Below are 18,597 nucleotides of genomic sequence, written 5' to 3'. Positions count from 1 at the left end.
TTTGCCTGGCCGTCCGCGGCCAGCAACGCCAAGCCAGACTGCGGTCTGGCTTTTTTTATGTGCGAAACGTATTGATTTGACTATATTGCCTTTCGATTTAACAATGCTGGCGCCGCAGTCGCCTATACAAGGTAGACCCGACTCACCCTCACCGCCCACCGGAGCCGCCACGTGCTGAGCATTCACACCAATATCGCCGCAATGTACGCCCAAAGCGCCGCCGCCAGTGCGCAAAGCCGGCTGACGACGTCGATGATGCGCCTCTCCACCGGCTTTCGCATCAACTCGGCCATGGACGACGCTGCGGGCCTGCAGATCGCCACGCGCCTCAGTGCCCAGGTCAGCGGCATGACGGTGGCCATGCGCAATACGCAGAACAGCACCTCGATGCTGCAGACGGCCGAAGGCGCGTTTGGCGAAGTCACGGACATGCTGGTACGCATGAAAGACCTGGCCACGCAGGCGGCCGACGCTTCGTCCAACCAGACCGACCGCGACGCCATGCAGTCCGAGTACGATGCGCTGGGGCTCGAGCTGTACAACGTCATGACCAACACCTCCTACGGCGGCGGCCTGTTGCTGGGCAACGGCAGTGCCGGCAAGGGCACCCTGTCGGAGGCGATGACCTTCCAGATCGGCGCCAGCAGCAGCGAAACCATGAAGTTCGACGTGTCAGGCAAGATGGGCAGCCTGGATACATTATTGAAAGCCATTTCGGCCAACTTTTCCGCCACCGGCACGGCCGGCAGCGAAATCGGCACGAATGGCGCCGCCAACAGCATGATCGATCAGCTGGCGGCGGCGCTCGACCAGGTCGGCGGCGTACGCTCGGCCCTGGGCGCGGCGGCCAACCGCCTTGACCACGTGCACAACAATCTGGCCAACATGGTCACCAATACCAAGGCCGCCATCGGCCGCATCATGGATGTCGATTACGCGGCGGAAAGCGCCAACATGGTGTCAGCACAAATGTTGCTGCAAGCCAGCACGGCGATGCTCAAGCAAAGCCAGAGCATGCAGAAAATGATACTGTCACTGTTGCAGCCATGATGGCTGATACCGCCTGATTCACCGGCTTTTATGGACTTTCATCTGGACACAGTGGCATGGCGATAGACCGCATTTCATCGGGCAACCCGGTTCCCCTGATTACCCAGCGCTTCGACGTCAGCCCCGCTACGCCGATGGTGCCGGGCGTGGTGCAGCCGCTGGTGCCCATCGGCCCCTACATGGCGCCCGCGCCCGACGCCGGCACCCTGCCCGCCCAGCTGCAGCAGAAGGGACAGGACAGCCTGGCGTCCCTCATCAAGCCAAATGCCGACGGCACGGGCGGCGCCATGCCGCGCGACAGCAGCGCCATGCAGGTCAATCAGCTTTTCTTCACACGCCAGCTGGTCTGGCAACCGCCTGACGCGGCACAGCTGGCCGCCTCGTGGCGCGTGATGGTCAAGACGTATGGCGAGCAATATGCGGCCCTGCAGGAACAGGCACGCGGCCAGCACGTGCCGGGCAACCTGTTCATGGCCGAGCAGCAACCGGCCCTGCTGCGCGAAGGCGCCCGTCCGCCGTTGACGGTCGACAGCGAAGCGTGGCGCTTTGCCGTGTATGGCTGGGGCGGCCAGCGCCTGCTGCTGCGCGTACTGGCCAGCGACGAGGATGAGGATGCAACGCCCAGACGGCGCGGCAAGGTGGCGCTGCGCGTCGAGCTGATCATCATCGGCATCGGCCGGGTCGTGATCCAGATGGAACCGTCCGGCGACGGCGTGCTGCTGGAACTGGCTGCCGACGAGGAAGCCGCATTGCGCCATTTGCGCCTGGCCCTGCCCGAGATCGCCGACGCCGTGCGGCGCGCCGGTCTGCGCGTGGTGCGCTGCCGCCTGAACCGCCAGCTGCACGCGCAGCGCGTGCACGGCAATTACCCGATGCAGGCAGGCGCCGCCTCGCTGTCGCTGGCCCTGTTCCGCGCCATGGCCGAAGTGGCGCTGCTGCTGACGCAGCCGGAAGCGGAAGCGGCGGCCGATCCCGATGCGCCTGCAGCCAGCAGTGCCGCGGCCGAAGAGGAGGCCATCATTGTCTCGAAGGAAGTGGCGGCGCCGCTCGGGTATGACTATGGCGACGCGGCGGCGGGCGAGCAGGAAGAGGAAGTGCTGTTGCTGGCCGGGCCGGCCGAAGCTACGCAGGATTTGCTGCCGCCCATCGACGAGCAGGATTGACGCAGCACAAAAAAAACGGCGCCCGAAGCGCCGTTTTTGTTTATGCCATCGTTTACCCCACCGTGCCGATGATGCTCACTTCGCGGTTTTCCGGAATTTCGTTGTACGACAGCACATGCAGGCCCGGCGCGAACAGGCGCGCATAGCGGGCCAGCAGCGGACGGATCTGCGGCAGCACCAGCAGCAACGGCGGTGTGGCCTGCTGCTTCATCTGCTCGCGCGCCACCGGCATGTTCACCTGCAGCTGCGACAGCAGATGCGGGTCGATCGGGTAATTATCCAAGGTCACCTTGCCCGACTGGCGCGCCTGGTTCAGCGAACCGAGCAGCATGTTTTCCAGCTCGCCGCCCAGGTTAAACGCCTGCATTTCCATCTTCTGCCCGAACAGGCCGCTGACGATCTGGCGCCGCAGCGCGCAGCGTACTTCGGCGGCCAGCAGGATCGGGTCCTTGGTCGTTTCCGAACTGTCGAGCAAGGTGGTGGCGATGGGCACGATATCCTTCAGCGACACATTTTCCGCCAGCAAGACGCGGAACACGCGCAGCAGCTGGGTGTGCGTCAGCGCCTTGTCCAGCGCGCCAGCGAGCTTGGGCGACAGGGCCGTCAGGCGCTCCATCATGTTCGAGACGTCTTCGTGGCGGAACAGTTCCGGCAGGTATTCGCGCACCATTTTCGACAAGTGTGTGGCAATCACGCTGGGCGCCTCGATGACCTGGTAACCGAGGCCCAGCGCATGCGCCTTCTCGCTCGGTTCGATCCACGTGACGGGCATGCCGTAGGCCGGCTCGATGCCGGGAATGCCGTCCAGCTGGCCATACACGTTCGGCGACGGGATCGCCATCAGGCGGTCGGCCTGCACTTCCGCCTGCGCGACCACCGTGCCCGACAGCACGATGGCGTATTGCGACGGCTTCAGGGCCAGGTCGTCGCGCACGCCGATATTCGGCAGCAGCAAGCCCATCGCTTCGGACAGGCTCTGGCGCACGCCCTTGACGCGCTTGTTCAGCGGTTCGCCTTGCGTCTTGTCCACCATGCCAACCAGTTTATAGCCGAGCATCACCATCAGCGGTTGCACGGCAGGCAGTTGCTGCCACTCCAGTTCGGCCGGGCGCTCGTCGCGCAAGGCCGCCTCGATGGCCGCCATGCCGGCCGCATCGGGCCCCTTCACGCGCTTGGTCAATCGCCAGGCCACGAAGGCCAGTACGCCCGCGAAGGTCATGAACATGAACCATGGCATGCCCGGAATCAAGGCCAGCGCCACCATCATGCCGGCCGCGCTGAAGATCACCGTTGGCGACGTCAGCACCTGGCCTGCCACTTGCTGTTCGAAGTCGCCCGAATCGCTGATGCGGGTCACCAGGATGGCGGCCGCGGCCGACAGCAGCAGCGCCGGAATCTGCGCCACCAGGCCATCACCGATGGTCAGCAGTGCATATTGACGGAAGGCATCGCCGAACGACAGGTCGTGCATCAGCGAGCCGATGGCCACGCCGCCGACCATGTTGATGATCAAAATCAGGATACTGGCGACGGCGTCGCCGCGCACGAACTTCGACGCACCATCCATGGCGCCATAGAAATCCGCTTCGGCGGCCACGTCCTTGCGACGGATCTGGGCTTTTTCCTGGTTGATCAAGCCGGCATTCAGGTCGGCATCGATGGCCATCTGCTTGCCCGGCAAGGCATCGAGGGTAAAGCGCGCCGACACTTCGGATATACGCTCGGCGCCCTTGGTGACGACGGCGAAGTTGATGATCATCAAGATCACGAAGACCACGATACCGACGACGAAGTTGCCGCCGATCACGACGTTACCAAACGCCTCGATCACCTTACCGGCCGCATCCGCACCCGTATGGCCGTGCAACAGCACCACGCGCGTGGACGCCACGTTGAGGGTCAGCCTGAGCATGGTGGTGGCCAGGATCACCGTCGGAAAGACGGAGAAATCGAGCGGCCGCTTGGCCGACACGCTGACGAGGATGACGATCAGTGCCAGCACGATATTGAAAGTGAACAAGATATCGAGCAGCACCGGCGGCAGCGGCAGGATGATCATTGCCAGGATCACCAGCAGGAACAGCGGCGTGGCGAACTTGTGGCGGCGCATTTCAGCAACCACGCGGTTCAGGAAATTCATGGCGGTACGACCTCGCTCAGATGAGATGGCACGGCCATCTCGGTGGGTAATACGGGCTGGGCAGCACGCTGCCCGGACCGGAATGCTTTCAATTGCAGGATGTAGTTCAGCACCTGCGACACGGCCTGGTACAGCTGCACGGGAATCTGCTGCTGCACCTGGCTGGTGTTGTAGATTGCGCGCGCCAGCGGCGGCAACTCCAGCGTTTCAATATGGTGTTCCTTCGCCACTTGCCGGATATACAGCGCCATCTCGTCGACGCCCTTGGCAACGACAAACGGCGCCTCGGCGCGGTCCTGGTCATACTTCAATGCGACGGCGTAATGTTCTGGATTGACAATCACCACATCGGCGTCGGGCACGGTCTTGCGCACGCTGCGCCGGCCGATCTGCTGCTGCAACTGGCGGATGCGCTGGCGCACTTCGGGCCGCCCTTCGCTGCTTTTATGTTCTTCCTTGACATCCTGCTTGCTCATGCGCTGGTTGCGGGCAAAGAAAAACGCCTGCGCCGGCACGTCGATGATGGCAAACAGCACGAAGACGGAAATGAGCGCCATCAAGCCGTCGAGCATCAGCGCCGAGCCATCGAGCATGGCCTGCTGCAGGGGCCGGTGTTGCAAATCCACGTATTGCGTCAGGCTGGAGCGGCTCACATGCACGAGCACCATGCCCAGCACGGTGGCCTTGGCGATGGACAAGCCGAATTCAAAAGCATGCTTGGGCGCAAACAGACGGCCCAGGTTCTTGGCCGGGCTCAGGCGCTCCATCTTCGGCATCCAGTTCTTCGTGCTGATGACCCAGCCGCCGGGGATCAGGGAGCCGAGCACGACAAACAGGGGCACGCAGAACAGCGGCACGATCATCTTGATCAGCAAGCCCACCGACGTCGTAAACGCCATCGACATGGCATTTTCCAGCGCGCCCTTGCTGTCGAGCGGCATGAAGGCCATGGCGAACAGCTCGCGAAAGCTCACCAGATAGCCTGGCAGCAGGTAAATGAAGACCTTCATGCTGATCAGGATGCCCAGCGCCGTCGACAGGTCGCGCGAACGCACCACCTGCCCTTCCTGGCGCGACTTCTTCAGCTTTTGCTGTGACGCCTTTTCTGTCTTGTCGCCCGTGCTGCTATCCGCCATGGGCCACCCGCATCTGTTCGGCGATCATGTCGAGCACCCGATTCGTCATGGCGATGTAGTGCTCAGGGATAAAGCGCACGATCTGCCCCAGCATCAGCAGGCCGAACACGGTGATCATGGAAAAACCCAGCGAAAACAGGTTCAGCGACGGCGCCACCCGGTTCAGGAAGCCAAAACCCAGTTGCACCACCATGGTGGAAAAGACGATGGGCAAGGCCAGCAGCATGGCGGCGGCAAAAATCCACGCCACGTTATACGCCACCGTCTGCAGCAGCAGCGGTCCGTAACCCTGCCCCACGGGCCAGGCCGTGAAACTGGCGCCGATCACGCCCGTCAGCACGAGGTGGCCGTCGATGGCGAAAAATACGATCATGCACATGATGGTGAGCATCCCCGTGATCACGTCCGACGAGGTGCCATTGAGCGGGTCGTTCATGACGGCCATGGAAAAGCCCACCTGGCTCGACACGAGGTAGCCGAGCACCGACATGACGGACATGGCGAAGTGGAAGGCCAGACCCAGGACGAAGCCGATGATGGCCTGCTCCAGGGTGGCGACGAGGGCGTGCAGGGAAAACGGATCGATCTTCAGCAAATCCTGCGACACGCCCGACGCCTGCATCACGGGCAGCATCAGTATCGCCAGCACCAGCGACAGCAGCACCCGCACGGGGACGGGCACCATGGCGTCGCCGATCACGGGCGAGGCGCTGAGCATGGCCAGGATGCGGCAGAACGGCCACCACACGGCCAGCAGAAACGGCAGCACCTGATTGAAAATCTGATCCATGGCGCGCGGCGCTATCCGACCAGGGTGGCGGCGCGCTGAAAAATGGATACGCAATAATCCATCAGGTAACCAGCCATCCAGCGTCCGGCCAGGATCAGGGCCAGCAGGGTGACCAGCAGGCGCGGCAGGAAACTCATGGTCTGTTCATTGATCGAGGTGGCCGCCTGCACCAGCGCGACCAGCAAGCCCATGAGCAAACCGGGCACGACCAGGATCACCACCAGCAGCATGACGACATGCAGCGCTTCGATGATCAGGTCGACGGCGACTTCAGGCGTAAACATCGGTCAATAGCCCTGTATGCTGGTAACCAACGTGTTGACGGTCAGGGTCCAACCGTCGACGAGCACGAACAGCAGCAGCTTGAACGGCAGCGAAATGACGAGCGGCGAGAGCATCATCATGCCCATGGCCATCAGCACGGACGCCACCACCAGGTCGATGATGAGGAACGGTATGAACAGCATGCAGCCGATCTGGAACGCCGTCTTGAGTTCGGACAAAACAAACGCGGCCAGCTTGACCGTGAAACTGTGGTCTTGCGGGCGCATGCTGGACGGCTCCCCGGCCAGGTGCGCGATCTGCGCCAGCGCGGCCTTGCTCGTCTGCGCCAGCATGAAGCGCGAAATCGGCACTTCGGCGATCTTCAGGGCTTCCTGCATGCCGATCTGGTCGCGGTCGTAAGGCACGAACGCTTCCTTCCACACCTGGTCGCCGATGGGGCGCATGACCAGCAAGGTGAGGATCAGGGCGATGCCGGTGACGATACGGTTTGGCAAGCCCTGCTGCAGGCCCAGGGCCTGGCGCAGCAGGGACAGCACGATGACGAAGCGGGTAAAGCTGGTCATCATCATGACCATCACGGGCAGCAGCCCGAGCAGGGTCATGACGACCAGGATCTGCATCTTGACCGACAAGTCTGTCTTCGCGCCCGGCACCACGCCGGACAGCAGGTCCTGCGCGCCAGCGGCGTTGCAACACAGCATCAGAACGGGAACAGCCAGCGCGGCAGCCAGCGCGCCGCGGCGCCGGCTCAAACCGGGTACCGCCAGCTTCATGCTGTCATCAGGTCGAGATTGAGGCCGTCGAGGTCGATGACTTTCAGGCCATAGTTCTCGCCGGCCACCACCACTTCGGCGCGGCCGATCGGCGTGCCGTTGACCTTGATCACCAGCGGTTCGCCGGCCAGCATGTCGAGTTCGATCACGCTTTCCGGGCCGATGGCCATCAATTCCTCCAGCGAAATGCGGGCCGAGCCCACTTCCAGGGTCAGGGTGACGGGGATCTTGCGCATCATCTGCGGAATGTCGCGTCGCGCGCGGCCGCTGGCCACGTCGGACACATCGCCCTGGTCGATGATCATGTCATCGCCCAGGTCTTCCAGCAGGGTTTCGCTCTGGTTGGTATCGGTCATATTCATATTATTCGACATCTTCAAAGGAGGTTAAACAGAGCTTGCCCTTGTGTTCGGAAACAGCAGCTGTAAATAAACGGGAGTCGTCGAGCATGACGTCGGTACGGCTGAGGCTGACGGGAATCACGTCACCCACGCGCAGGTCGAACAAGGCGCCCAGTTGCACCTGTTTGCTGACGAGCCGGCCTTCCAGCGTCACTTGCAGGCGCGACGCGAGCGGACGCACGCTGCCACGCAGGGCTTTCTTCGCTTGCGCGCGCTCGGGCAGCAAGCCGCGCAGCACGTCGGCCATCAGGCGCTTGTCCAGCGAGAACCAGAACTGGCCGCTCTGCCCCGCCTCGACGTCGCTGAGCGCCACGGTGACGATCCAGCTGCCGCGCACCGGATGCACGCCCGACTGCACGGCGACCTCGGCACTGGTGTCGATGTCGCTGCTTTTGCCCAGGGTTTGCAGGTTCTTGTGGACGCGGGCGAACAAACTGCTCACCAACTGTTGTCCAAGCACCACAGCGAGGCGCTCCTCCGTGGCCGTCACGCGCACCTGTGCCGGATCGGGCAACGCCCCCTTGGCACCGGCACTACCATAGCGATAGTTCAGCACGCTCAAGAGTATCTGCCGTTCGAGGGCAAAGCCCGTCTGGCTGGCCGGCGTGGAAAAACTCAGCCAGCGGTTCACGCTGTCCTCGTTCTCCACGCGCGACAAGGTCACGGCGTCGATCTGGAAATTACCCCAGTAGCGACGGCTCATCGGCTGGCGCAGGGCCATGGCCAGGTCGTCGCGTAGCTGGGCGCCGAATACATGCAGCAAATGGACAGGACGTCCAAGCAGACAGGAATCGAGGACTTGATGGCGCACAGTTTGATCTGTCTTGGTAAGGATTGTCATGTAGTGGTCATGTCGGTATTGCGGTGGCAGAACAAATTATACGGATCGCCCGAAATTAAATACAGCATCATCTTGACCTAGGGTAACGGTCCGCAAGCAAACGATTGCGCATCGTATCGCATGCTAGATGACTACGGTGCTGAACAATACATGAAAAAGCTAAATATTGCCATGTATCAATATTCCTTGAGGCAATCCTCTCTTTACTTTATAGTTGCCGCGAGGTAAGCTTATAGCGACAAAATATAGATTTGCAGTGCGCCATTCCGCTTACCTGATTCCGGTTTTTATGGCAGTTTCCAGTCCCGCTTATTGCCACCAGAAGAAACTTTTATCAGATAATTATTAGTTGTCATGGCCATGTAAATCATGTCGGCGCAGGTCTGCCGGGTTTGTTTGAATCTGCTTGAGCGGATGGTGTGGCAACTGATAAAACTGATGGCCCCCGCAAAACGGGCCGGGCAAGATGGCATGGGATGTCATGCCTGCCGGAATGGCAACACCAGTAATTTCTGATTGATACGTCACCGCATATTGAAAGTAGAGGGCACGATGAGCAACGAACTCGCAGGTCTGATCAAGGCCGATCTGGCAGCACTGAGCAATGACGCGCGCGCCTTGGGCGCCAGCATCGCGCCCGCCGCCCAGTTCGGCGCGCCGGAACAAGCAGGCTTCTCCTTTGCGCAAAGCATGAAAGACGCCATCGGCAAGGTCAACGGCGATGACCGCATGGCTGCGCAGAAAATGAGCGACGTCGACAGCGGCAAGAGCGACGACATGGTCGGCGCCATGCTGGCCAGCCAGGAAGCGAGCCTGTCCTTCTCCATGTTGATGCAAGTGCGCAACAAGGTCATGGGCGCCGTCGACGAACTCATCAAACTGCCTCTGTAATCTTCACGTCCTGAACCACGCCCAGCCTCCCAGCGAAAGTTACCCCAAGTGATTACCCCCATGAAGTCCGCATTTGCGCGCTGGCGCCTTGGCGCCCAGCCCGCCATCCCGCCCGCCCTGCTGAAAAACCTGGTTCCCATCGTCGTGCTGGCCATCGGCATCACCGCCATGGTGACCATGTATGCCTGGCGCGACCAGGCCAACTACAAGCCGGTGTTTGGCGCGCGCGAAAAAGTGGCCGTGACGGACATGATGGCCACCCTGGACGCCGAACACATCCCCTACCGCCTGCATCCGGACAGCGGTCAGGTGCTGGTGCCCGACGCCATGCTGGGCAAGGTACGCATGCTGCTGGCCTCGAAAGGCGTGACGGCGCAACTGCCGGCCGGCCTGGAACTGATGGACAAGAATGACCCGCTGGGCGTTTCCCAATTCGTGCAGGACGTGCGCTTCCGCCGCGGCCTGGAAGGCGAACTGGCGCAAAGCATCATGACGATGGACGCGATCGCTTCGGCGCGCGTCCATCTGTCGATTGCGAAATCGACATCGTTTGTCGCCAGCGACGGCGACAAGTCGTCCGCCTCGATCGTCGTGGCACTGAAACCGGGCCGCACCCTGGCGCCGGAACAGATCGCCGCCGTCATCAACATGGTGGCCGGCAGCGTCGCCAGCCTGGCGCCCACGCGCGTGAGCCTGGTCGACCAGGGCGGCAACCTGCTGTCCGCGCACATCGACCTGACGGATGGCTTCGACGCCTCGGCCGCCGGCAATGAAGGCGCGAAACGTTTCCAGGATGAAATTCGCCGCAACGTCACGGGCTTGCTCGGCCCCGTCATCGGCGAAGACAACTTCAAGCTCAGCGTGACGGCCGCCGTGAACAACGACCGCGTGGACGAAACGCTGGAAAAATACGGCGAAGCCCCGAAAGTGACGAGCGAAGCGATGCGCGAAGAGCAGGAACGCAACCGCACCGTGGCCGGGATTCCCGGCAGCCTGTCGAACCGTCCGCCAGCGGCCGCCGTGCCGGCACCGGCCGATGCCGCCGGCGCCGCGCCCGCCGATGGCGCACCGAAGCCATCCGACGATGGCACGGCCCGCAAGAACGCCACCACGCGCCAGTACGCCTACGACCGCAGCATCACGCAGATCAAGCGCAGCCGTGGCCGCCTGGAAAAACTCAGCGTCGCCGTGGTCCTCAACAGCGCCGCCGCACCGAATCCGAAAACGGGCTGGACCCCTGCCGAACTGGGCAATATTGAAAAAATGCTCAACAGCGGCCTCGGCATCAACGCCCAGCGCGGCGACAGCCTGAGCCTGACGGCGCTGGCCTTCCCGGCCAAGCCGCCCGTGGCGCAGTGGTGGGAAGAGCGCGACACCGTCGTCGATTTCAGCAGCTGGCTGCTGTACGCCCTGGGCGCCGTGCTCGGCTACTTCCTGATCCTGCGTCCGCTGCTGCGCCTGCTGACCACGCGCCTGGCGCCGCCAACACTGAAACAGCTCGATCCCGCCATGGCACTGGGCGGCAGCAGCGCCGCCGGCGCGAATGGCGCGGCCGTTGCCGGCGCGCCAGCCCTGGGCGTGAATGGCAGCCCGCTGGCGCTCGAAGGCGAGTCCGCCGGTGGCAACATGCCGGTTGTACCACTGCTGGAAAACTATGACTTGCCGCCACCTGGCTCGGCGGTCGACGTGATGGTCGACCACCTGAAAGTGCTGGCTGAAAAAGAACCCGAGCGTGTCGCCGAAGTCGTCAAACAATGGATGCAGAAAAATGGCCGAACTCAACAACAATAATCCCTCCGACGGCGCCGAATACGAAAGCGTCAGCCTGAATCCCGTGGAACAGGCAGCCATCGTGCTGCTGAGCATCGGCGAAGAACAGGCCGCCAACGTGCTGCGCTGCCTGTCGCGTGAAGAATTGCTGGAAGTCACGCAAGTGATGTCGCGCATGAGCGGTATCAAGGTCGAATCCGTGAAAACGGCGATGCAGACCTTCTTCGACGACTACCGCCAGCAAAGCGGCGTGCATGGCGCCTCGCGCAGCTACCTGAAGCGTTCGCTGGACATGGCGCTGGGCAGCGATATCGCAAATAGCGTGCTGAACAATATTTACGGCGACGCCATCCGCCCCAAGATGGCGCGCCTGCAGTGGGCTTCGCCGAAATGGCTGGCCGAATACATCGTCAACGAGCACGTGCAGATGCAGGCCGTGTTCCTGGCCTTCCTGCCGCCCGCGCTGGCCGGCCAGATCCTCGATGCCCTGCCCGTCGAAGGCCGCGACCTGGTCTTGCTGAACCTGGCGCGCCTGGACGAGATCGACCGCGACCTGCTGGTCGAGCTCGACGAACTGGTGGGCCGCTGTCTGGGCACGCTCGACACGCAAAGCACCAGCGTGGAAGGCATCCGCCAGGCGGCAGAGATTCTCAACCGCATGCCGGGCAACCGCGCCGCGCTGGTCGAACTGCTGCGCGCGCACGATCCGGACGTCGTTTCGGAAATCGAACTGAGCATGTACGACTTCCTGATACTGGCCACGCAGAGCGATGTCACGCTCACGCGCATCCTGGAAGACGTGCCGATGGAACAGTGGGCGATTGCACTGAAAGGCGCGGAACCGTCGATCCGCGACGCCGTGCTGAAAACCATGCCGCGCCGCCAGGCACAGAGCTTCGAAGACATGATGCGCCGTTCCGGCCCCGTGCCACTCTCCCGTATCGAACAGACGCGCCAGGAAATCATGGCCACCGTCAAGGGCCTCGCCGATGCAGGCGAGATCGAAGTGCAACTGTTTGCCGAAGCGGTGATCGAATGAAACACTTCCGCTCGTATCGCTTCCCTCCCCTGTCGCAATTCATCGCCGCCGGCCAGCGTTCCTCCAACGAGGACACGGATGGCCAGTGGCAGGCGTCCGTCTCGGAAGGCTTCGAGCAGGGCCAGCGCGACGGCTACGAAGTGGGCCTGGTGCAAGGCCAGCAGGACGGCTACGACACCGGGCGCAACGACGGCATGGCGCAGGGCCGCGAAGAAGGCCGCAATGAAACCCTGGTGGCGCTGGACCGCCTGGCGCGCCCCGTCGACGCGATTTTGCGCGACCTGAAAAAAGTACGCGCCGATTACCGCGAAGCGCAGCGCAAGGAAGTGGTCGACCTGGTGGCCAAGGTGGCGCGCCAGGTGATCCGCGCGGAACTGGCGCTGCAGCCGGTGCAATTGCTGGCCCTGGTCGACGAGACCCTGGCCTCGATGCCGCCCACGCGCGAGGAAATCGACGTTTTCCTCAATCCGGAAGAATTGAAACGCATCAGCGAACTCGATCCGAAGCGCGCCAAGCGCTGGAACCTGATCGCCGACGCGCGCCTCGACGCGGGCGAATGCCGCATCAAGGCGGGCGACAATGAAGTCGACGCGGGCTGCCATCAGCGCCTGTCAGCCTGCATGGAACAGGTCAGCAGCCACCTGGCGCTGGCCGCCGAACACGCAGACCAGGGCGCGCCTGCATGATCGCCGACACGCTGCGCAGCTTCGAGATCGGCGATATCCCGGTCGCGACACCGACCGGCCGCCTGGTCGGCGCGTCCGGCCTGCTACTGGAAAGCGCCGGCTGCCGCCTGCACACGGGCCAGCGTTGTCAAATTGAAACTGTCAGCGGTGAATGGCTCGACGCGCAAGTCGTCGGCTTTCGCGAAAAACTGTCATATTTAATGCCGTTCAAGAAGGCCACCGGCCTGACCACGGGCGCCAGGGTTCTGCCCCTGCCCGACAAGGCCAGCCTGCAGATCGGCCCGTCGTGGCTGGGCCGCATGGTCAATGGCCTGGGCGAGCCGATCGACGACCTGGGCCGCCTCGGCGGCGAACACATCCTGGAAGTCACGCCGCCAAAAATCAATCCCCTGAAGAAACAACCGGTGGTCGAACCGCTGGATGTGGGCGTGCGTGCCATTAACAGCATGCTGACCCTGGGCAAGGGCCAGCGCGTGGGGCTGATGGCCGGTTCCGGCGTCGGCAAGAGCGTGCTGCTGGGCCTGATCACGCGCCAGACGGTAGCCGATGTCGTCGTCGTCGGCCTGATCGGCGAGCGCGGCCGCGAAGTGCGCGAATTCGTGGAAAAGTCGCTCGGCGCCGAAGGCTTGAAAAAGGCCGTGCTGGTGATCGCGCCGGCCGATGAATCGCCCTTGATGCGCATCATGGCCACCGAGTTGTGCCATTCGATCGCCGCCCACTACCGCGACCAGGGCAAGCACGTGCTGCTGCTGGTCGACTCGCTGACGCGCTATGCCATGGCCTTGCGCGAAGTGGCGCTGGCCCTGGGCGAGCCGCCGGCCACGCGCGGCTATCCGCCGTCCGTCTTTTCGAACTTGCCACAACTGGTGGAAAGCGCCGGCAATGGCGCCCACCCGGAAGGCAGCATGAGCGCCATCTACACGGTGCTGGCCGAGGGCGACGACCAGCAGGATCCCGTGGTCGACACGGCGCGCGCGATTCTCGACGGCCACATCGTGCTCACGCGCGAACTGGCCGAGCGGGGCCACTACCCCGCCATCGACATCGCCGCCTCGATCAGCCGCTGCATGGCGCAGGTGATCACGCCGCCCCACATGCAGGCGGCGCGCGCGCTGAAAGCATCGATGGCGCGCCATGCGCGCGTGCGCGACCTGATTCCGCTGGGCGCCTATGTGCCCGGCGCCGATCCGATCACCGACCGCGCCGTCCAGTTGCACGCGCCCATCGAAGCCTTCCTGTGCCAGGGCACCAAGGAAGAGGCGCCGATGGGGCCTTGCATCGAACAACTTGAACAGATCATGGCCTAGGAGCATACGTGAGCGACGCGCATACCATCCGCAACCTGACCACCCTGGTCGGCCTGCGCAGCACCGAAGTGGAACGCCTGCAAGGTGAAATGGCGGCGCAGACGGCCGTGCGCGAGCGCTACCAGAAAAACCTGGAACGCCTGACGGGCCTGTACACGGATAGCGGCCCCAGCGGCGCTCTGCCCCTGGCCCTGTCCGTCAACTGCGGCAACTTCAAGCAAGCCGTGATGCAGATGGCCGACCAGCACCGTACCGATTTGCACTTGCACGAAGCCAACATGGCCGTTTCGCAACGCGCGCTCAATACGGCCTGGGCCAAACGCGAAGTGCTGGACCAGGTGCTGACGCAAAAACAAAAGCATGTTGCAAATGAGCAACAACGAGTTGATGCCAAGCGGCAAGACGAGCTGGCGACCCAATTCTGGTTCCGCGGGCAGGTAAAATGAGGTTTGTGTAAGTTTCTTTCAGGAAAACTTCACAAAACGGGAATGGGGGTCGCCTTGTACCGGTATATCCCTTTATTCAGGAGTCTGGCATGGCAAGCGTAATTACTGCACCGCAATACGATCCGATCCCAACGGCCGAAAAACTGGCTACCAAGGCTGTCGCTGCGCAAAAGGCAGCCCTGCAGGCGCAGAACACGCTGGCCAGCAACACCAGCACGGCGCTGGGCAACCTGAAGTCGGCCATCTCGACCTTCCAGAGCGCCATGTCGAGCATGACCAGCAGCAAATCGGTGCTGAGCCAGTCCGCCACCTTCCCGGCCGCCGGCTACGGTTCTGCCACGGCCGGCATCAATGCGACGCCGGGCACCTATTCCTTTTTCGTTGAAAAACTGGCCACGGCCAGCCAGATGTCGTATGGCGGCCTGAGCAGCGTAAATACCGCCGATGGCACGGGTACGCTGAAAGTGAAAATTGGCGATGGCGTGGGCGACAACACGCTCGACATCGACCTGGCCGCCGCCGACAAGGATGGCAACGGCACACTGACACCCCAGGAAATCGCTGCCGCCATCAATGGCAACAGCAAGAACAATTCGCGCGTCACCGCGTCCATCGTGACCATCAACAACCAGGCGCAACTGGTACTGACGTCGAATGCGACGGGCATTGCAAACGCCGCCACGCTCGACGCCAGCGGCGTCAACAATATCGCGCTGAAAGGCGCGCTGATCGCGCCGGCCAACATCAAGGAAGTCGTCAAGGCTGACGACGCCACCGTCTGGCTGGGCGGCAAACCCGGTGGCACGGCCATCACGCAAGCATCGAATACCTTCACCAACGTGCAGGACGTGAAAATCACGTTCACCCGCGCCATGAGTGCCGCCGAAGCGCCCGTGACCTTGACTGTCGCCACGGACAGCAGCGGCACCGCCGCCAACGTGCAGGCATTCGTCGATGCCTACAACAAGCTGAAAAGCCTGATGGATGGCCTGGCCAGTCCCGGCAACCCGGAAAAGGGAATTGCCGCGGGCATCTTCGCCCATGATTCCGGCCTGAATGCCCTGCGCAGCAGCATGGGCGATGCCCTGCGCCTGAACGTCAATGGCGTATCGCTCGTCTCCTACGGCATTACGGCCCAGCGCGACGGCACGATCAGCCTCAACGCCGCCAAGCTGACGGCCAAGCTGGCCGACAACCCGACGGGCCTCGACAAGCTTTTTGGCAACAACAGCCTGTCCGCCCCTGCCGGCGTGCTCGGCAGCATGGACAAGGTACTGGGCCAGTGGAGCAATATCACCAAGGGCCAGATCACCCAGCGCCAGGCCGCCACGGAGAAGCTGCAAAAAAGCCTGGTCAAGAGCGGCGAGCGCCTCACGGCCCAATATGACACGGCATACAAACGTTTCCTCGATCAATTTACGCGCCTGCAAGTCATGCAGGAGCAAATGAGCAAGACGTCCGATATGTTCGATGCCATGTTCAGCAACAATAAATCCTAAGGCGGATGCGCCTGCCGCGCCGCCACAGTTAACATAGCGAGAATACAATAATGTTAAACAATGAAGCTTACGGCAACTACCACGCCGTCAACCTGGATGCCCAGACCGCCCGCGCCACACCGGTCGAGCTGGTACTGGTGCTGACGGACGGCCTGCTGGAAGAACTGGCGCGCGCGCGCGGGCATATCGTGGGCAAACGCTACGAACAAAAGGCCGTCAGCCTGGATAAATGCACGCAGATCATCAACGGTCTGTCGAGCTCGCTCGATTTCGACAATGGCGGCGAAGTGGTCGTCAACCTGGCGCGCCTGTACGATTATTGCGTGGCGCGACTGTACACGGCCGGCATCAAGCTCGACCCGACCCTGATCGACGAAGTGACGACCTTGATGACCACCATCAAGCGCGGCTGGGTGGGCGTCCAGGCCAACAATGCCTAGGCGCGCTGCGCTGCAGCAGCTGAGCCGGCAATTGAGCGCGGCCATCGCGCAGCCGGACTGGGAGGCGATGGAAAAACTCTCGGCCAGCCTGGCGAAAAACATCCCGTTGCTGGCCGAACGGGGCGCATGGAATGCGCTGGAACAAACAGAATTGTTGCAATTGCGCAAAATTCACGCGCAAGCGGTTAAAATTTGCTCTGAGGAAAAAGAACGCCTGGGTCAACACCTGGGTGCATTACAGGCAAATAAGGAAGGTTGGGTCGCCTACGCCGCGCTCGGCGAATACGACTCGGACGGGAATCAAGCATGATCATGAACTTCAATACGGCGCCGGCCGCTCCGGCACCGGCAGCCACGGCGGCATCCGCCCCTGCACCAGCGCCGGCACAGGTCGCTGCCTTGCCCGGCACGCCAGGCTATGGCAGCACTGGCGCCGCGCCCTCCGCCCTGCCCCTGTTTGCGCAGGTGCTCGATGTGACAGCCGTGGAAACGGCCGACGCGGGCACGCCCGCGCCCGCGCCCACCAAGGATGGCGACAGCGACAGCCAGGCCGACAGCAGCCTGCCAGCCATGGCCACCCCCGTCATCGGCTTGCCGGTGACGATGCTGCCGCCAACGGACGCGGCCGCAGCAGAGGCACGCGCCGCCGCCCAGGCGCAGGCACAGACACCGGTGCAATCGAATGTGGCGCAAGCCAACCCGGCACTCAACATCAGCCTGCATCCGGCAGCAATCACCCTCACCGCACAGGGAACGGCACAGCCGGCAGGCCGCGATACGCGTGAACCGCTGGCCGCCGCCAATCCGGCGACCGCTGCAAAAGGCAACGCGACGGCACAGCCGTTCGAAGCGCTGCTGCAGCAAGCCGCTCCGGTGACGGCCGCCGCCGCCCCTGCCGCGCGCGAGGGCGAACGTGGCGCCGCGACACCAGCCCCCGTCACGCCCAACCTGGGCCTGACAGGCGCGGTCGGCAATACGGCTGCAGCGGCCCCGACCGGCGATACCATCAAGCTCAGCGGCCCTGCCCAGCAATGGCAGGAACCGCTGCGCGAAGCGCTGGGCGAACGCCTGCAGACGCAGATCGGCCGCAACAGCGAACACGCGACGATCCGCCTCGACCCGCCCATGCTGGGCCGCATTGAAATTTCCATCCGCCACACGGCTGGCGCGCTGCAGGTGAACGTCACGGCGTCGAACTCGGAAGTGTTGCGCCAGCTGCAAGGCATCGGCGAAAACATGCGCAGCGACCTGGCGCAGCGCCAGTACACCGAGGTGGCCGTGAATATCAGCGCCACCCCGCGCAGCCCCGCCGCCCAGGCCTTTGCCGAAGGCGATGCGCGCGGCCAGCGTCAACCTGGCCGCCAGAACGACGACGCGGAACCGGGACGCGCCCTGTCCGACGGCAGCCCTGCCGGTACCACTTACGCCATGCATGAGCGAGAGACTGCCTGATGAATATGAAAATGAAACTGATCGGCGGCTTTGTCGCCGTGGCCGTGCTGGCCGCCGGTGCGGCTGGCGGCGCCATGTGGTATCTGGCCAAGCCGGTTGCCGGCCATGCCGAGGTGGCCGACGCAAAAGCCCCGCCACCGCCCGCCACGGGCAAGAAGGCGCGCAAGTTCCTCACGCTTGACAAGGTCATCGTGATGCTGCGCCGCGGCCCGGGCGAAGGTGAAACGCATTACCTGTCAGCCGACCTGGTGATCGCCACCACCGAGGAAAAGGAAAAGCTGACCAAGGACCACTTGCCGCTGATGCGCTCGATCGCCGTCAGCACCCTGTCGAGCTTCCCGATGGACAAGGCGCAGACGATGACGGTGGAGCAATTTGCCGAACAGATCAACAAGGCCTTCAATGTCAGCTATGAACGCGAGCAGATGGAAAAACCGTTCACGGAAGTCATGGTCGGCAAGCTGATCATTGAATAAGTCAACACGCCA

The 18,597-nt window shown here is 63.0% G+C and carries 20 protein-coding genes; 13 read left to right on the top strand and 7 right to left on the bottom strand.

Annotated features, from left to right (window positions below; all coding sequences use genetic code 11):
• The first annotated feature begins 171 nt into the window (after positions 1 to 171).
• The gene (locus AC3IQ7_RS13530; RefSeq protein WP_322428927.1) at positions 172 to 1,050 is read left to right on the top strand and encodes a flagellin N-terminal helical domain-containing protein; all 879 of its coding nucleotides are present in this window, start codon (positions 172 to 174) and stop codon (positions 1,048 to 1,050) included.
• 56 nt (positions 1,051 to 1,106) lie between these two features.
• Positions 1,107 to 2,213, top strand: coding sequence for a hypothetical protein (locus AC3IQ7_RS13525; RefSeq protein WP_489210078.1), 1,107 nt, complete (start codon positions 1,107 to 1,109; stop codon positions 2,211 to 2,213).
• Between the two features lie 52 nt (positions 2,214 to 2,265).
• On the opposite strand, the gene AC3IQ7_RS13520 is transcribed toward AC3IQ7_RS13525, so the two are convergent.
• Genes AC3IQ7_RS13520 through AC3IQ7_RS13490 form a run of 7 tightly spaced genes read right to left on the bottom strand, consistent with a single transcriptional unit; the run spans position 2,266 to position 8,579 of the window.
• Entirely contained in the window at positions 2,266 to 4,353 is a 2,088-nt protein-coding gene (locus tag AC3IQ7_RS13520; RefSeq protein WP_099380176.1) for a flagellar biosynthesis protein FlhA, read from the bottom strand.
• Complete coding sequence (locus tag AC3IQ7_RS13515; protein WP_099380177.1) at positions 4,350 to 5,489, bottom strand: EscU/YscU/HrcU family type III secretion system export apparatus switch protein; 1,140 nt, start codon at positions 5,487 to 5,489, stop codon at positions 4,350 to 4,352. Before AC3IQ7_RS13515 ends, AC3IQ7_RS13520 begins: the two co-directional genes overlap by 4 nt.
• On the bottom strand, positions 5,479 to 6,279 hold the full coding sequence (locus AC3IQ7_RS13510; RefSeq protein ID WP_099380178.1) for a flagellar biosynthetic protein FliR: 801 nt from the start codon (positions 6,277 to 6,279) through the stop codon (positions 5,479 to 5,481). Before AC3IQ7_RS13510 ends, AC3IQ7_RS13515 begins: the two co-directional genes overlap by 11 nt.
• Before the next feature lie 11 nt (positions 6,280 to 6,290).
• The gene (locus AC3IQ7_RS13505) at positions 6,291 to 6,563 is read right to left on the bottom strand and encodes a flagellar biosynthetic protein FliQ (RefSeq protein WP_034757874.1); all 273 of its coding nucleotides are present in this window, start codon (positions 6,561 to 6,563) and stop codon (positions 6,291 to 6,293) included.
• A gap of 3 nt (positions 6,564 to 6,566) precedes the next feature.
• The gene (gene fliP, locus AC3IQ7_RS13500) at positions 6,567 to 7,337 is read right to left on the bottom strand and encodes a flagellar type III secretion system pore protein FliP (RefSeq protein WP_077403187.1); all 771 of its coding nucleotides are present in this window, start codon (positions 7,335 to 7,337) and stop codon (positions 6,567 to 6,569) included.
• Positions 7,334 to 7,699, bottom strand: coding sequence for a FliM/FliN family flagellar motor switch protein (locus tag AC3IQ7_RS13495; protein WP_077403184.1), 366 nt, complete (start codon positions 7,697 to 7,699; stop codon positions 7,334 to 7,336). Before AC3IQ7_RS13495 ends, fliP begins: the two co-directional genes overlap by 4 nt.
• 1 nt (position 7,700) lies before the next feature.
• The gene (locus AC3IQ7_RS13490; RefSeq protein ID WP_322428924.1) at positions 7,701 to 8,579 is read right to left on the bottom strand and encodes a FliM/FliN family flagellar motor switch protein; all 879 of its coding nucleotides are present in this window, start codon (positions 8,577 to 8,579) and stop codon (positions 7,701 to 7,703) included.
• A gap of 552 nt (positions 8,580 to 9,131) precedes the next feature.
• On the opposite strand from AC3IQ7_RS13490, the gene fliE reads away from it, so the two are divergent.
• From fliE to AC3IQ7_RS13435, 11 genes are all read left to right on the top strand, one after another.
• A complete protein-coding gene (gene fliE / locus AC3IQ7_RS13485; RefSeq protein WP_099380180.1) occupies positions 9,132 to 9,470 on the top strand; it encodes a flagellar hook-basal body complex protein FliE in 339 nt (112 codons plus the stop codon).
• Positions 9,471 to 9,530: 60 nt separating this feature from the next.
• Entirely contained in the window at positions 9,531 to 11,261 is a 1,731-nt protein-coding gene (fliF, locus tag AC3IQ7_RS13480) for a flagellar basal-body MS-ring/collar protein FliF (RefSeq protein ID WP_489210073.1), read from the top strand.
• Positions 11,239 to 12,279, top strand: coding sequence for a flagellar motor switch protein FliG (locus tag AC3IQ7_RS13475; RefSeq protein WP_035818015.1), 1,041 nt, complete (start codon positions 11,239 to 11,241; stop codon positions 12,277 to 12,279). The genes fliF and AC3IQ7_RS13475 overlap by 23 nt, the downstream gene beginning before the upstream one ends.
• Positions 12,276 to 12,965 (top strand): flagellar assembly protein FliH, encoded by a 690-nt coding sequence (gene fliH / locus AC3IQ7_RS13470; protein ID WP_099380182.1) that lies wholly within the window; start codon positions 12,276 to 12,278, stop codon positions 12,963 to 12,965. Before AC3IQ7_RS13475 ends, fliH begins: the two co-directional genes overlap by 4 nt.
• A complete protein-coding gene (gene fliI / locus AC3IQ7_RS13465) occupies positions 12,962 to 14,272 on the top strand; it encodes a flagellar protein export ATPase FliI (protein WP_099380183.1) in 1,311 nt (436 codons plus the stop codon). Before fliH ends, fliI begins: the two co-directional genes overlap by 4 nt.
• 8 nt (positions 14,273 to 14,280) lie before the next feature.
• Positions 14,281 to 14,718, top strand: coding sequence for a flagellar export protein FliJ (locus AC3IQ7_RS13460; protein WP_070289072.1), 438 nt, complete (start codon positions 14,281 to 14,283; stop codon positions 14,716 to 14,718).
• Positions 14,719 to 14,807: 89 nt separating this feature from the next.
• The gene (gene fliD / locus AC3IQ7_RS13455; protein ID WP_099380184.1) at positions 14,808 to 16,217 is read left to right on the top strand and encodes a flagellar filament capping protein FliD; all 1,410 of its coding nucleotides are present in this window, start codon (positions 14,808 to 14,810) and stop codon (positions 16,215 to 16,217) included.
• Positions 16,218 to 16,267: 50 nt separating this feature from the next.
• Positions 16,268 to 16,657: a flagellar export chaperone FliS gene (gene fliS / locus AC3IQ7_RS13450; RefSeq protein WP_035818009.1), complete on the top strand. Its 390-nt coding sequence runs from the start codon at positions 16,268 to 16,270 to the stop codon at positions 16,655 to 16,657.
• Between the two features lie 31 nt (positions 16,658 to 16,688).
• On the top strand, positions 16,689 to 16,967 hold the full coding sequence (locus AC3IQ7_RS13445; RefSeq protein ID WP_233516324.1) for a hypothetical protein: 279 nt from the start codon (positions 16,689 to 16,691) through the stop codon (positions 16,965 to 16,967).
• The gene (locus AC3IQ7_RS13440; protein ID WP_489210070.1) at positions 16,964 to 18,109 is read left to right on the top strand and encodes a flagellar hook-length control protein FliK; all 1,146 of its coding nucleotides are present in this window, start codon (positions 16,964 to 16,966) and stop codon (positions 18,107 to 18,109) included. Before AC3IQ7_RS13445 ends, AC3IQ7_RS13440 begins: the two co-directional genes overlap by 4 nt.
• On the top strand, positions 18,109 to 18,585 hold the full coding sequence (locus AC3IQ7_RS13435) for a flagellar basal body-associated FliL family protein (protein ID WP_099380187.1): 477 nt from the start codon (positions 18,109 to 18,111) through the stop codon (positions 18,583 to 18,585). Before AC3IQ7_RS13440 ends, AC3IQ7_RS13435 begins: the two co-directional genes overlap by 1 nt.
• The last annotated feature ends 12 nt before the right edge of the window (positions 18,586 to 18,597 follow it).

The sequence above is a fragment of the Janthinobacterium sp. GL_088 genome, from assembly GCF_057837845.1.
Note: the sequence above shows the minus strand (reverse complement) of the source record. Positions and strands in the feature narration are given on the sequence as shown.

Excerpts from the sequence above, each read along its gene's own strand:
- fliD (WP_099380184.1), top strand. The coding sequence starts at position 14,808 with ATGGCAAGCGTAATTACTGCACCGCAATACGATCCGATCCCAACGGCC.
- AC3IQ7_RS13520 (WP_099380176.1), bottom strand. The coding sequence starts at position 4,353 with ATGAATTTCCTGAACCGCGTGGTTGCTGAAATGCGCCGCCACAAGTTC.
- fliI (WP_099380183.1), top strand. The coding sequence starts at position 12,962 with ATGATCGCCGACACGCTGCGCAGCTTCGAGATCGGCGATATCCCGGTC.
- AC3IQ7_RS13495 (WP_077403184.1), bottom strand. The coding sequence starts at position 7,699 with ATGAATATGACCGATACCAACCAGAGCGAAACCCTGCTGGAAGACCTG.
- fliE (WP_099380180.1), top strand. The coding sequence starts at position 9,132 with ATGAGCAACGAACTCGCAGGTCTGATCAAGGCCGATCTGGCAGCACTG.
- AC3IQ7_RS13435 (WP_099380187.1), top strand. The coding sequence starts at position 18,109 with ATGAATATGAAAATGAAACTGATCGGCGGCTTTGTCGCCGTGGCCGTG.
- AC3IQ7_RS13510 (WP_099380178.1), bottom strand. The coding sequence starts at position 6,279 with ATGGATCAGATTTTCAATCAGGTGCTGCCGTTTCTGCTGGCCGTGTGG.
- fliF (WP_489210073.1), top strand. The coding sequence starts at position 9,531 with ATGAAGTCCGCATTTGCGCGCTGGCGCCTTGGCGCCCAGCCCGCCATC.
- AC3IQ7_RS13515 (WP_099380177.1), bottom strand. The coding sequence starts at position 5,489 with ATGGCGGATAGCAGCACGGGCGACAAGACAGAAAAGGCGTCACAGCAA.
- AC3IQ7_RS13475 (WP_035818015.1), top strand. The coding sequence starts at position 11,239 with ATGGCCGAACTCAACAACAATAATCCCTCCGACGGCGCCGAATACGAA.
- AC3IQ7_RS13505 (WP_034757874.1), bottom strand. The coding sequence starts at position 6,563 with ATGTTTACGCCTGAAGTCGCCGTCGACCTGATCATCGAAGCGCTGCAT.
- fliS (WP_035818009.1), top strand. The coding sequence starts at position 16,268 with ATGTTAAACAATGAAGCTTACGGCAACTACCACGCCGTCAACCTGGAT.
- AC3IQ7_RS13440 (WP_489210070.1), top strand. The coding sequence starts at position 16,964 with ATGATCATGAACTTCAATACGGCGCCGGCCGCTCCGGCACCGGCAGCC.
- AC3IQ7_RS13490 (WP_322428924.1), bottom strand. The coding sequence starts at position 8,579 with ATGACAATCCTTACCAAGACAGATCAAACTGTGCGCCATCAAGTCCTC.
- AC3IQ7_RS13525 (WP_489210078.1), top strand. The coding sequence starts at position 1,107 with ATGGCGATAGACCGCATTTCATCGGGCAACCCGGTTCCCCTGATTACC.
- fliP (WP_077403187.1), bottom strand. The coding sequence starts at position 7,337 with ATGAAGCTGGCGGTACCCGGTTTGAGCCGGCGCCGCGGCGCGCTGGCT.
- fliH (WP_099380182.1), top strand. The coding sequence starts at position 12,276 with ATGAAACACTTCCGCTCGTATCGCTTCCCTCCCCTGTCGCAATTCATC.